The 14272-nt window shown below is 50.5% G+C and carries 9 protein-coding genes and 1 pseudogene; 2 read left to right on the top strand and 8 right to left on the bottom strand.

Annotated features, from left to right (window positions below; all coding sequences use genetic code 11):
• Window positions 1-248: 248 nt before the first annotated feature.
• The 8 genes from ABEA66_RS02630 to ABEA66_RS02595 form a co-directional block, all read right to left on the bottom strand.
• Complete coding sequence (locus tag ABEA66_RS02630) at window positions 249-1784, bottom strand: response regulator transcription factor (protein ID WP_192702199.1); 1536 nt, start codon at window positions 1782-1784, stop codon at window positions 249-251.
• Window positions 1781-3511, bottom strand: a complete 1731-nt coding sequence (locus ABEA66_RS02625; protein WP_079912862.1) for a cache domain-containing sensor histidine kinase — start codon at window positions 3509-3511, stop codon at window positions 1781-1783. Before ABEA66_RS02625 ends, ABEA66_RS02630 begins: the two co-directional genes overlap by 4 nt.
• Window positions 3512-3723: 212 nt before the next feature.
• Window positions 3724-4839, bottom strand: coding sequence for a glycoside hydrolase family 88/105 protein (locus tag ABEA66_RS02620; RefSeq protein ID WP_345585783.1), 1116 nt, complete (start codon window positions 4837-4839; stop codon window positions 3724-3726).
• Between the two features lie 101 nt (window positions 4840-4940).
• Window positions 4941-6581, bottom strand: a complete 1641-nt coding sequence (locus ABEA66_RS02615) for an extracellular solute-binding protein (RefSeq protein ID WP_345585781.1) — start codon at window positions 6579-6581, stop codon at window positions 4941-4943.
• Between the two features lie 44 nt (window positions 6582-6625).
• A complete protein-coding gene (locus ABEA66_RS02610) occupies window positions 6626-7504 on the bottom strand; it encodes a carbohydrate ABC transporter permease (protein ID WP_179136161.1) in 879 nt (292 codons plus the stop codon).
• 13 nt (window positions 7505-7517) lie between these two features.
• Window positions 7518-8474 (bottom strand): ABC transporter permease, encoded by a 957-nt coding sequence (locus tag ABEA66_RS02605; RefSeq protein ID WP_345585778.1) that lies wholly within the window; start codon window positions 8472-8474, stop codon window positions 7518-7520.
• A gap of 345 nt (window positions 8475-8819) precedes the next feature.
• A complete protein-coding gene (locus ABEA66_RS02600; protein ID WP_345585776.1) occupies window positions 8820-9137 on the bottom strand; it encodes a hypothetical protein in 318 nt (105 codons plus the stop codon).
• Between the two features lie 49 nt (window positions 9138-9186).
• Entirely contained in the window at window positions 9187-12303 is a 3117-nt protein-coding gene (locus ABEA66_RS02595) for a family 43 glycosylhydrolase (RefSeq protein ID WP_345585774.1), read from the bottom strand.
• A 417-nt stretch (window positions 12304-12720) separates the two neighbouring features.
• Between ABEA66_RS02595 and ABEA66_RS36280 the strand changes: the two are divergent.
• Window positions 12721-12804 (top strand): annotated as a pseudogene (locus tag ABEA66_RS36280) (IS3 family transposase); the annotation flags it as partial.
• Between the two features lie 515 nt (window positions 12805-13319).
• Window positions 13320-14258, top strand: a complete 939-nt coding sequence (locus ABEA66_RS02590; RefSeq protein ID WP_345585772.1) for a VOC family protein — start codon at window positions 13320-13322, stop codon at window positions 14256-14258.
• Window positions 14259-14272: the final 14 nt, after the last annotated feature.

Here is a 14272-nt window from a genome sequence, read left to right as displayed (position 1 = left end):
TTATTTATTTTAGAAGCCTGATATTCTTAGTGAATTGCTCCAGGTATCCGTAACTACCTTATCCATACCATATTACCCATTTTTTCCAGCTATGCTAGGAAAGCCTTGTCGTATTGTCATTCACGTAAAAAAAGAACCGGCTTCCGATCAAACGAATCGATGATGCGCTTTCCAAAAGCCGGTCCATCCAGTCCTCTTCTATGGCGAGGTTTGGGCACGGTGTAAAATGAACTTTTTTCCTGGAAGAGTCACTGGCCGGCCATCTGCTTGCGGTATTCTTTGGGCGAGACTCCCGCTATTTTATTGAAGATATGCGTGAAATAATTGGAGTCGTTGAAGCCGGTGGCTTCGGAAATTTCGAATATTTTCATATCTGTACTTTTCAGCAGAAGCTTCGCTTTCTGTACGCGCAGGTTCTGGATATAGCCGGTTACACTTTCCCCGGTTTCCTTTTTAAACAGATTACTGAAGTAGCTGGGGTTGAGATGGACATGGGCCGCCACCTCGGCCAAGCCGCATACCCCCATGTATGACTCTTCAATAAACCGGATAGCTTGCTTGACCGGATTATCATTCTTGCTGGCAAGCCAGTTATTGTGTGACCGCAGGAACTCATGGATGTATCCCTGCAGCCATACCGCAATATCATCCGGCGTCACACATTTGTAGACAGTATCCCACTCTATGGGGCGCACAGCCATTTGCCATTCGGGAAACTGGACCTGCACTAGCCGAAGAATGGCAGCAGCCAGCAGCAGCGCTTCAATCTTGGCGGTTTGCGGGGGCAAATGGCTGATCCGGACGACTTGCTCCTGCAGCTCACGGCTCAGCCGGCTGTTATCCTCCGACATAAGCCAGGTTACAATTTCCTTTTCCTTCTCGTAAAGCGCCGTCTGGTTGAGCAGTGATTCATTGGCAGAACCGTGGTCCCTGTCCCCTTCCCGGCAATACCGTCTGTAGCCCTGACGCAATTCCTCCGTACTGGCGCATAGCCCTTGTCCGCTGTATTCAAGAGCCAGCCTCAGATAATGATGGACCGAGTCGGTGAGTATCTGCGGCCATGAGGGGAATGTATCCGGCCGGGAAGCACTCCGGTCCACCAATAAAGCCCACTCCGATGCATTCATGGGAAACAGGCGAAAGCCGCCGGGAAACCATTTATTCAAATGCTCCCCGGCAATATTGGCGAAAGCAAATTGCAAAAGCGGCACATCCTCGGCGGAATAATGCTTCTCTGGAGGAAAATAGGTGGGAATACGGAGAAAATGCAGCTCACATTGCTTCATCCGCTTCAGCAGAGCCTCCACCTCTTCACCGTTGCAGGGCATGCCCATAATAGCCGAGCGCAGTTCGCTGTCTTCATGCTGACGCTTCCAGCCCTCCACCAAGAACTGAGACTGGCTTTCTTCAATCAGCTGCACATAAATCCGATCGAGTACGCTTAATATATCCGTTTCCACACAAGGCTTCGTAATAAAGTCCACCACGCCGAACTTGACGGCGGACTGGGCATACGAAAAATCCTTGAATCCGGTTACAATCACAATCTTCGTCAGCCAGCCGCGGCTTCTGATTTCTTCTGCCAGCTGCAGACCATCAATATGGGGCATCCGGATATCGGTCAGCAAGAGATCCGGGACACATTTCTCCATCATTGACAAGGCGTCCCGGCCATTGGCCGCTTCCCCAGTCACCACCCACTCGGCGGACCGCTTCCCCACCAGTTTCAGCAGCCCCTTGCGGAAGTTAGGCTGATCCTCTGCAATAAACAACTTGCCCTTCACCCGTTTCCCTCCTCATGACTCCCCAGTGTCCCGGATTTAATAGGAAGCGTCATGTGAACAACCGTTCCTTTCCCTTCACTACTGGTAATTTCCACCCCATATGCGGGTCCGTATACCAGTTGAATGCGCCTCAGCACACTTTTGTAGCCGATTCCTGTCTTATCGCCGTCCGGCAGCACAGCCTCCGCCTCGGTCAAGGCTCTCAAGGTTTCTTTATCCATACCGCATCCGTTGTCAGCCACTACGATATGCAGTGCCTCATTTAACAGAAACGCTTTAATCCGCAGCACCCGGTCTTTCTCCATATCACGGAAAGCGTGTACAAAAACATTTTCCACCACCGGCAGCAAGAGGGATCGCATCATCCGCAGACTCAGCAGGGACTCTTCAGCTTGGATAATGGTTTCAATCTCGCCAGTGAACAGCTCTGTCTGGATCTTGATGTAATTGCGGATCTGATGCAGCTCTTCGCCAAGAGTCGTATCCGTCTGGACAGATTTAAGGGAATACTTCAACATCTCCGAGATGGCGTTGATCAGAAGCGCCGTCTCCTCCTGATCGTTGCTGTACAGCTTCCAATACAGCTCATTGAACAGGTTGTGCAGATAATGAGGGTTTAGCTGTGCCTGGATGGCCTTCAGCTCCGATTCCCTCTGGCTGATCTGGGCCAGATATACCTTATTAATCAGTTCGCTCACTTGCTCCGCCATGCTGTTGAAGCTGTCTCCGATGAAGCCCAGCTCATCGCCGGAATCCACTTTGACACGGACCGTGAAATCGCCGGAACGCAGCGTACGCAGTCCCTGCATCAGATGGGCAAGAGGAGTGAGGAGCGTCCGGGTGGAAATCGTAATAAGTAACGCACTGAGCAGGATCACGCCGATTCCGGCAAATGCCAATACTTGGATAATGTCTTTATTTTTCCTCTGTATCTCCTGTAAGGAAGCCCCTCCATATAGGGTAAAACCTGCCGGAATCAGCTCGTGGCGGACAAACAGATAGGTGATGCCATTCATTTTGACATAACGAGGATAATGTGCCTTTGTCAGTTGCAATAGTTGCTCCATCTCACTCTGATCGGTATTGGAGTAGAGCACACCGCCCATAGGCTCCAGCAGCAGCACCTTGCCGCTGCCGTTCTCCGTAAGATCCCGCAGCACCTTGGATACCAGGCTTTCCTCCATCACCATCACCATGGTGCCGTACGGGATCAGCTTCTCATTGAGCATCCGTCTGGCTGCAACCAGAACCGTTCTGCGGCCGTCCGGATCAATGGTACTGGCCGCCTCGGCCCGGCCCCAGACCATATTCCCCCGATGGGGCTTAAGCTTTTCCATCATCCTGGTCAAGTCATCCGTTCCCGGCTCTCCTGACGCACCGGTTTTGGAGAGAGCCGTCATTTCCCCGTTCTCATTGTACAGGAAAACGGAACGGATGGACGGCGCATCCACCAGCAGCATATTCAACTGCTCTTCTACATACTTGCGGTTCTTGAATTGGGTGTAGGAATCGCTTACGGGAACGATGTTCTCCTTGAGGAACAGTTCGATGGACGGATTCAGGATAATGGATTGGGATACGCGGTTGATTTCCTGGAAGGACATCTCCAGTCTGGCCAAAGCCTGTTCGTTGGCGATGGAGAACTGCTTGCTGATTTCATCCTCCATTAACTGGATATTTGACCGGTAGACCATCCAGCCTGCCAAGGCGAAGGCAAGTGTTACCATACACGAGAGCAGCACAATCAGTTTGATCTTGAAGCTGCCCTTTATTTTTCCTGCTATATAACCCGGCCAGCTTGTCGGACGCAGTCGGCTCCCCTCCCCCCTTTGAATTTCATATTGTATTATAAAACGGTTCCTTCCAAGCAAACAACGTTTACATTTTACCTGTCTACGTAGGAAGGAAACGCTTCACGTTCCGATCCGGTTGACCTGTATTATTTTAAAGCTTCATACAAGGCAATTAGAGCAAGGGACTGTCCGTATGCCATTGGCATAATGGTAATGTTTTTATAATGGTCTTTGTCCATTCCCATACCGGTTCCGGCCGACACATTCAGCACGGTTCCGTCACCGCTGATATTTTGACAAACCGCCTGGATGGCCTTGTCTGCAACAGGCTGATAGGAGGAATCCAGAATACCGGTTTTTATGCCTTTTAGGATACCCGCGGCAATTGCGGCCGATCCGGATACCTCTTCATAGCTGGTTGGGTCTTGCAGGACGGTGTGCCATAGGCCGGAAGCGGCCTGGAGAGGAACCAGAGCGTTGACCTGGGCCTTATACGTATCAACCAGAAATTGACGGACACCCGGGTTCATCGTATCCTGGCAAGTTTCCAGGTAATCGACGAGGCCGTAGGTGAACCAGGAATTGCCGCGGCACCAGAAGATGCTGCCGAAATTATCATTGCGCTCGAAGCTCCAGCCGTGGAAGAACAGTCCGGTATGTTTGTCGAACAAGTACTTGATATGGAGCAAAATCTGGTGTACTGCTTCTTGCTCCCACTCCGGCCGGTTGAACTTGCGCCCGGCCTGGTTCAGAAACAGAACCGCCATAAAGAGCGTATCAATCCATAACTGCTCATTGTGCAAGTGGATTCCATCCCGGTTACCAATGGCAGTGACTGTATGCTGGAAGCCGCCTTCTTTGGTTTTGGGCAGCTCATGAACGAGCCAGTCCGCATGATCCCGGCATAGCTGTTCCAGCTGCTTGGAAGGCTCAAGCTGATCCAGGAGCAAAACCAGAGCCAGATAAGGGGCGGTCGTATTAATGTTTTTTGACGGCAGGCCGACCTCCATATTGCGGGAATACCAGTTCTGAAAAAACTCCATATAGCGAGTATCGCTGTAATACTTCTGCAGCTTGTACAGACCATAAAGACCGACGCCCTGGGGCCAGTCCCATTCCTCAATTCCGAAATCCCGTTGGACAATCCCTTTTCTCGTATCGGCCTGGACCGCGGTTTTATCCTTTTCATAGTCGCTGCCGCCCAGATTCATAAGTTTGTCCACTACCAGTCCGATTTTTTGAAGCAGCATTTCATTTGTCATGATTCATATACTCCTTCTCATATAAATTGTTCCGAAAGCAAACTTGGCCCGGCCTTTGCCGGACCAGGTCCGCATTTATCCTATTCCAGGCCCTTCAGCCCTTACTTGTGTTGGGAGCGGACCAACTCCAGGATATCCTTGCCGAGGAAGGCTCTGTCCTTATTTTCTTTATACCAGGTATTCATGAATTCCTCGATCTGTTTGCCGCCGCCTCTCTCCCAGGCAGCTTTAGCATCTGCAATGGCCTGCTCAGGGGTATATTGGGCCCCGCCAATAATGCCTTTGGTAAAGATGTCCTTCATTTCCTTGTCGATATTGGTATTGATCACTACCAAATCGCTCGGCAGGGTAGGCATATGCTCATAGTGACTCAGCGCGGGATACTGGGCCTCGGGATTAAGCAGAAACTCGTCGGCTTTCTTCAACATGTCCAGGCCAGCCTTCTGGTCAGGATCATTCACGTCGAACGCAGTGGTGGAAATCAGAAGCGGATTCTCTGGGATTGAGTAGAACATGGAGTAGTCCATGGCCCAATCCAGCTCCTTGGCATTCTTCGCAGGATCAATGACCTTGGGAAAACCGTCCTCGCCTTTCTTCCAATGCTCTCCCTCAATTCCTTTCTTCAAAATAAGGGCGTTTTCCGGCTTGATGATGAAGTTAATATATTCCATAGCCGCCTTGGGATCCTTGGCCGCGGCATTGATCACCGTGGTCATTTGAACCGGATTGACCACATGATGAACGAATTGTCCCATAGAAGACTTTGGCTGCGCCATCGGCGCAATCTCCGCCCCCGGAACAACCTTGCGGAGCGTTTTAACGTCCGTTACCGTATTCTCAAACCAGTTGGTGATAGCAGGAGGAAGATAAACGCCTATTTTTCCGTTCAGAAAATCCTGCTTGGCTTTGGCTCCATTCTTGTCCGCCAAGTAATCCTTATCGATAAGCCCTTCTTCAAATAATCTTTTCTTGAATTTAAGAGACTCCAGCGAATTATCCCAAGTCCTGACAATTTTGTCATCATTGGAGATTTTCCAGCCGTACGAGCCGAACATGGAATCCACCATGCCATCCGAGGTGTAGCTCATATTGGTTCCATAAGTATCCTTCTTCCCGTTGCCGTCAGGGTCCTGCTCAACGAATGCTTTCAGAACGACAAGCAATTCGTCGGTGGTCTTCGGAACCTCTAGCTTCAGCTTTTTCAGCCAATCCATCCGGATAAAGGCTACACTCTGCAGATGAGGCTCATTAATTTTGCCGATTTCGTAAAGCTTGCCGTCCGGCTTGGTGCCTATTTTGCGAAGCTGGGGGTACTTCTCCAGCAGCTTCTGGTATTCAGGGGCATATTGCAAGTAATCGTCCAGAGGCATCAATTGCTTCTGCTGGTACAGGGAATTCCTGAATCCCGTATCATAATCATTGACAATATCCGGCGCACTGCCCGATGCGAACAACACATTCAGCTTCTTGACTGCCTCTGCCCGGGCCACCGGCACATACTTGGCCGTAACGGGAGAATGCTCATTGATCCACTTGGTCCAACGGTTGTCCTCAACCGTTCCCTCTGCTGCGGGAATATTGCCCCTGTCATAGTTGGAAACGGTAATTATGGCTTTTCCTTGAGCTTGCCCTTCTGTCCCTTCTTCCTTTTGACTGCAACCAGCTGCCCCTGCTGCCATAACCGCCGACAGTCCCAGCGCTAAACTGATCTTCATTTTTGGTGCGAATGTTTGTCCAAACATGTGGAATCCCCCTCATCCTTCTATGATTTATTTCATTGTTGCCGCTAACCCTTGATTGAGCCAAGCATAATGCCCTTGACAAAATATTTCTGCAGGAACGGATATACCACCAGCATGGGCACAACCATAACCATAACCCCAACCGCTTTCAGCTTTTCGGATACCATCTCCTGCTGCTGCATCATATCCATGGCCGACATATTAAAGTTCCCCTGAATTTGCAGCATCCCCTGGACGATAACAGTAAGATTCTGCAAATTCGTCTTGTTGATGTAAAGAATAACACTCATGAACATGTTCCAGTAGCCCACTCCGTAGAATAACGTCAGCGTAGCCAGCATGGGAAGAGACAAGGGCAGTATGATGCGCATGAGCAGTTGGACCTCGCCGCAGCCATCCATCTGGGCGGATTCCGCCACTTCACCCGGGATGCTCTCAAAATAGCTTTTCATAATCAGCATATTATAGGTGCTGATCAGCCCGCCAAGCCAGAGGGACCAGTAAGTGTTGGTCAAATGCAGGCTGTTCATGACCAGATAGGTAGGGATCATGCCTCCGCTGAAAAGCATGGTGAACAATGCAGCTGTTGTGATCGGCTTGCGGGCATACAGGTAACGGCGGGATAAGGGATAGGCCGTCAGCACCGTGGCCAGCATGCTTAAGGCCGTTCCGCATAAGGTAATGATCACGCTGTTGGTAAAGGCGCGCAAGGCTGGCGTATTCTCAAAAAAGTATTGGTAAACGGTGAAATCAAGCCCCACCGGCCAGAACCAGACCTGGCCCAGGTCAACCGCGTGCCCGGAGCTTACGGACAGCGCAATCAGATGCAGGAAAGGCAGGATGCAGGTGAGCGAAATAATGATCAATACCACGTGAATAAGGATGACAAAAATTTTTCCGCCTGTGGATTCTCTCAAGAGCATTTCCCTCCCTTCTTTAGAATAATCCCTGATCGAATTTACGGGCCAAGGCGTTGGCCGACAGCACAAGTACCAGGCCGACGAAGGATTCAAACAAGCCCATGGCTGTGGTCAGACCGAATTGGGCCTGCTGCAGCCCCACTTTGTACACGTAGGTGCTGATGACCTCCGCTTTCTGCAGGACAGTGGGATTCTGCAAATTGTAAACCTGGTCAAACCCTACTTCCATCAAACGGCCCATGCCAAGAATCAGCAGCAGGATAATCGTAGGACGGATACCCGGCAGGGTGATATGCCAAATCTGCCTAAGCTTGCCTGCACCGTCCATCCCCGCGGATTCGTACAGGCTGGGGTCAATGCCGGAGATAGCGGCGAGATAGATAATAGCGCTGAAGCCCATCTCCTTCCACATGCCGGAGCCGACAAAGATGGCGGTCCATGAGTTTGCGCGGTACAGGAAAGGCACCGGCTCCATCCCCCATTGGCCCAGCAGTTTGTTGATGGTGCCGCCGTCGATGGAGAACAGGGTCAGGATAATGCCCGCAACGATAACCCAGGACAAAAAATGAGGCAGATAAATAATGGTCTGAATCCAGCGCTTCAGCCAGCTCTTCCGAACCTCATTCAAGGCAATGGCGATAAGAATCGGCGCAGGGAACCCGAAGACCAGGTTCAGAACGCTTAGGGTGAGGGTATTCCAGATAATTTGCAGCGTGACGTTGGACTGGAACAAAATCTCGAAATATTTCCATCCCACCCACGGACTTGACCATATGCCATCGTGAAAGTTGTAGTTCTTGAAAGCTATCACAAGACCGCCCATAGGCAAGTAGCGGAATATCAGATAATAAAGCACTCCCGGTATAAGCATGACAAATAGCGGAATATTCTGCCGAAACCGCTTTGTCTGGTAAAAAGCCTCTTTGGCTGCCGGTACTCTATCTGTTCCTACGGCGGCAGGCGTCGTTTTCATGGCTTCCCCTTCTTTCCTGATGAAAGTTTTTGTTGGACGTGATGCTTATAATGTACCGCGGTTCGTCCATTCCAGGCCTTAAAAATCTTTAGGTCTTTCTGTGCGATTTTTGTTTCTCCTCCAAATCAGCAGGGAGCCTCACGGAAAAGGGCAACACTGGGTCCTTTTCAAAAGTCATCAGCCGAACACGCCCTATGCCCGCTTGGAATACCGTTCCGCCAACATCCCCCCTCCGCAAATCCTACGCCCTGACAAATCCGCCTATGCGGAACGCAAAAAACCAAGGAGCCGGGCGGACGTTCCCTTGGCTCCTTGGTTTTTTTACCTGTGATCCACTCAATGGCTTTAGTTGCTACGCCAGGCTATAAAGCGCACGATCATGACGGATACTTCCGCCCGGGAGACAACACTGGCAGGCTCCAGAACGTTCCCTGGTTTGCCGTTCCCATGGTTGGTATACATTTGGACGGCGATCTGATTCAGGCTCACTCCGGTTACATGCAGCGGCTGTGTATAGACTACGATGGTCAACTCCACATGGGGACTGGCTTTATGGGTATCCGTCGCAGAGTAACGAATCCAATAAGTGCCGGGAGAAAGATTTGCGATAGTATCCCCTTCGACATTCAACCAGGTGCTCCCATAGCCGGAGGACCATTCCATGGAGGGGTTGACCCCGGTGATGCGTCCATCATTGGCCCCAACCGCTGTTTCATTGCTGCCCTGCGGGCGCAGCCTTCGGTCCTCCGATAACCATCGCTTTGAAATCGTCAAAGTCGATGGAGGCGTTGGCATAGCCATCGATGCCGAACCGCTGGCCGGTCAGCTTGTCGCCGCCTGTGTGCCGGAAGTTGTAGTCAGTGGCCACCTCAACATCGTCTATATAGACGGTATAAGTCTTGGCGTCCCAGTTTGCCACCATTTTGATTTTGTACCATGTATTGTACTGAAAGTCTTTGACTTTGACCTTAGTGGACGGTCCATTCTGGACTACAATTTTCCCCATATCAAAAGCCGTGACCATGGAATAATTGCCTGTGCCGCTGTCATTTCGCATCATGGCGCCATTGGCGTACTGGAAGCTGGTGTTTAGTCTGGCCCGGTATTCGATGACGATACGCTGATCCGCCTCAGCCTTAACCTCGCCTGCATACGGTAGGAGCAGGTTTGCCTTGCCCGAGGTAGCGGTTGTAGTCAGCCGGAGGAACTTATTCCCGGCCTCTTCCTGCACAGTGGCGGTAGCGCCATTGGTTAGATCTTCGGTGGTAATGCCGTAAGGGTATTTGCCAACCGTATCGCCGGAGAAATCCCGGTAAGCGTTATACATTACGCCGTCCCGAATGCTGTTCAGCGAACCTAACAAAGCTGCTTCCGCTTGAGCAAGCTTATCTAGTTCCTCGTTAAACTGTTCTTTACTCAGATCGGCGTTTGCAGCCATTTCTTCCGCCTTGTTCACTTCGTCCACGAAGGCATCATACTTGGATTGGCTATAGTTACCCAGCCCGTCACCCAAAGGATAGGAGAAGTTGGCCAGCTTGTTTCGGAGTTGATTCACAATCTCATCCAGGCCCCATCCCGGAATAACGTTTACGGAAACAGTGGAAGGAAAATCACGGCCATCCAGCTTCAGGGTGACAGGCACCTGAACAGTACCAAGGGAGTTGAGGTCAAGTCCCTCCGGTTCCCAGCTGACAACCTCAGCCTTCTTCGGCTGGCTGTTGTAGACAACATCAACAACGCTGGGCAGCTTAGGGGCCACTCCGGAAGGAATCTTCACTACTGAAGTAACCTGAACCACATCAGAAGCTGCAATAACGGTCAAGTTGAGCTCTGCTTTCTTGCCGTTGTATTCTGCTGTAATAAGAGCTGTGCCCGGTTTAACCGCATATATCGATTGGGTCACAGAATCCGAATCAATCCTAACCACCCCAGGATCGCTGCTGGTATACTGGGCAGTCGCTGTCACATTCTGAACCTCATAATTGTTATAGTGTGCCGTTACCTGCAATGGTCCGCTTGTCTGCCCGCTGGTCAGGATGCGGTGCAATCCGCCGAAGGCAACGGACTGCACAGCTCTAGGATCCGCAGAAACGGTAACCGTGGCTGTGGCTGTTTTCCCGTTATATGTGGCGGTGATTGTGGTACTGCCCGCACTTACAGCCTTAACCCTAACCCCACCGTCAATAACGGCGACCTTCGTATTGGAAGAACTGAAGCTTGCTCCTGTGTCAACAGCGGTATAGGTAGCGTCTGTTACGGTATACAGGGGCAAGCTGCGGGTTTCACCCAATCCGAGCGTGTACCCCGGGGCATCGAATAGCATTTCCGAGGTTTCCAGCTTAAATATATCCAGGCTGTCGATTTCGGCAAAGTTGTTCCCCTTCGAGAAGCGGAGAATATTGTCGCCTTTCTTCAGAAAGACCTTCGCCGCGGAAAGTCCCCAACGATTCACGCCGGAATAGACGATGTTCAAATTGACGCCAGAGTTCCCGTTGATCGACAAAATATGGGAAGCATCGGCCGCATTGGGCGAGCCGTTGGCATTGCGCACGGACAGCATATAAAATCCCGTCTCCGGCACATTGACAGTAAACTGGGCATAATCACGAGCGTTCTTGATGTTGGCGACCTTCATCCCGCCGGAAGCGGTGGCCTCCATCCGGACAGCGGGAGAGGTTTCACCGCCCGGATCCTTTACCAGCAGCGCGTTTTCCGCTTCATAGCGCTTCCGCGTCGGCTCGCCCGAAGGCGTGGCAATCGGCAGGTTCGGATCGGCAGGCTCTCCCAGGTTTGGTGTATTATCTGTATTCCAGGTGAATTTCTGCGCGTGGACTTTGCGGGTCCATCCCGCTCCTGGCCAGCGGGCCGCATGGTAGATAATCCAGTCCTCTGTGCCGTCAGGAGACGTGACAATGCTGTGATGGCCCGGGCCATAAACACCGTTGGCGCTGGAGAAGATCGGCTTGTCTTTTTTCACCCAAGAGTCCGGATTCATCAAATCGTCGCCGATCTTGGCTGTGATCAGCCCGAGACAATAACTGTCGGTCCAGCTTCCGTTTGCGGAATAGACCAGATTGATTGTGTCGCCCTTTATCGTGACTTGCGGGCCTTCATTGATGCGGGCCGGGGACGATTCCCAATCATATTGAGACGTGGAGAGCAATACCCGTTCCGAGCTGATGGTCCGCGGATCACTCATCTGTGCGAGATATAAATTTTGGAAGCTTCCATCCGTTCCTTCCCAACCGGACCAGATGAAATAATGCTGCTCGCCCACCGTCAGCACAGTGCCGTCGATCGCCCAACGGTCGGCAGGATCGGTAATCTTCCCTTTGAACTCCCAGGAGCCGGTCAACGGATCTTCGCTCGCGTTCTCCAGCACGTACATGCGGTGGTTTGCGTTGGTTCCGTTGTCGGCTGCAAAGTAAATAAACCATTTGGATTGGCCGTCGGTATCTTTGAGATAATGCATTTCCGGCGCCCAAACATTGGAACTGTACATAGTGCCCTTAACCGGCGACCAGGCCAGACGCCTCTCGCCCGCCTCCAGGCCGGTGATCGTCTTCGCTCTACGGATCATGACGCCGCTAGCGTTGGCAAAAACGTTGTAGTAATAGCCATCCGTGTGCTTGTAAACCCAAGGGTCGGCTCCCGTCTGCATGATGACATTATAGAAATCGGACACATTCTTCCCCTCCTGTGAAAACGCCGGCATCGAATCCGCCGTACCCGGCGACGGCTCTGCAGCCCCGGCTAATCCGCTCCATTGTGGCAGCATCAGCAGCACTGCGAGACAAAGCAGTAGATGTCTGAAGTTATTTTTGACCATGTACAATCCTCCTTGGAATCATATCATCCTATTGTCTACGGCGTTCGTGCTACCTAGAGAAGCAATAGATTATCCGCGGTACGAACTGTAGAATCACCTCCCTTCAGCCCAGCTGAGACTGACCAACGCAGCTTTGCTTGTCTATTATCTTGCTGATGACAAGCTGGAATTCTTTTCGGGGAGCCCGCAGGGACCTATCCCATCACCTCACAACAAACAAACCAATTTTATGTGGAGCTTTCGGCAGACAGGAATGATCGCTCGCAATAAATCGCTTTCATTTTCACTATGAGCTTCGCTCCATGGATGCCTACACTATACTGTGACCCTTCCTTTCTTGACCTTAAGATTCTTTAGGTCTTTCTGTACGATTTTTGTTATTTACTCGCATCCGGACAGTCCGTTTGAAAGCGGAATTACTACAATCACAAACGGATAATGGCAAGACTAAAAGGCATGAGTCCAATACAGTACCGAACTCATACCCAAAACACTACCTAACCATACATTGTCTAACTATTGCTGTAATGATAATAAAATAAATTCTATTATTAATTTGATGATAAATATCGCTGGACCGATATGGATAATAACTATTGCGAAGTATCAAGTTTCAGGAAGATACTGACGTGGATTTTTAGATCGTTTAATCCGCCTAATAGGTCTGTCTTATACAAGACTACAGCTAAGTCTGAGTATAGCGAGAATTACAATGATAATCTGTACCAACATTCACCCTTTTAATTGCGGGTGACGTCCATAGTGACCAGGTAGAGCATTTTGAGCAGCGCATCGTCAAAGGGAATATGCTTTTTCCCCTTGTTACTTTCCTTAGCTGCCGGTGATAGGTTACACAGAATATTTTACAGACTCTACGAAAAGGCACCGCCAGTAAGTGTCTTTTTTATCGTTATCTTTTGTCATCCCTCGATACCGCAATCTGAAAGAAATATCGAAAGATTCCGTGTGCTACAATCAAAAAGTGTAAACCCTATAAACCAAAGGAGGAGATGATGATGAGTAACGCCAACAGTCAATATGAGAAGGGTATCCAGCCGATCATACCGCACTTATGGTTCGACAAAGAGGCAAAAGAAGCCGCAGAATTTTATTGTTCCGTATTTCCGGATTCCATTATTACGAGCATGACGACCTTGCACAATACGCCATCGGGTGATTGCGATACTGTATCGTTCAACGTCTACGGACATCCGTTTATGGCCATATCTGCAGGTCCTTTCTTTAAGATCAATCCTTCGATTTCGTTTATAGTAAATTTCGATCCGTCTCGGGAAAAGAACGCAAGTGAAAAGATCGACGAGATATGGAATAAGTTGTCAAAAGGCGGATTGGCGCTTATGCCGTTAGACAAGTATCCGTTCAGCGAACGGTATGGCTGGGTTCAGGACAAGTTTGGTGTATCGTGGCAGCTCATTCTTACGAATCCGGACGGTGAGCCGCGGCCCACCATTGTCCCCTCCCTGATGTTCACGGGCAATAACAGCGGCAAGGCCGAAGAGGCACGTGAGTTCTATCTCTCGGTATTCCGAAATGCACAACCTGGCGCCCTCTTCCGATACGGCCCTGGCCAAGAGCCCAACAAAGAGGATACGGTGATGTTTACGGACTTTATGCTGGAGAACACCTGGTTCGCAGCAATGGACAGCGCGTTGGAACACCCGTTCAACTTCAACGAAGCAATTTCCCTCATGGTCTGCTGCGAGACGCAGGATGAAATTGACTACTATTGGGAACAGCTTTCTGCCGCACCTGAGGCCGAGCAATGCGGCTGGCTTAGAGACAAATACGGCGTATCGTGGCAGATCTGCCCCGCCGAATTGAACGAGATGTTGGCGACAGGCAGTCCGGAACAGCGCGATCGGATCACGCAAGCGTACTTGAAGATGAAAAAGTTTACGATATCGGAATTACAAAATGTTTTTCATATGAAATGAGCAATATGCCCATT

This window comes from Paenibacillus vulneris, assembly GCF_039543185.1.
In the GTDB taxonomy this organism is placed as follows: domain Bacteria; phylum Bacillota; class Bacilli; order Paenibacillales; family NBRC-103111; genus Paenibacillus_S; species Paenibacillus_S vulneris.
The sequence above is the reverse complement of the archived record's forward strand: the minus strand, read 5'-3'. Positions and strand labels throughout refer to the sequence as shown.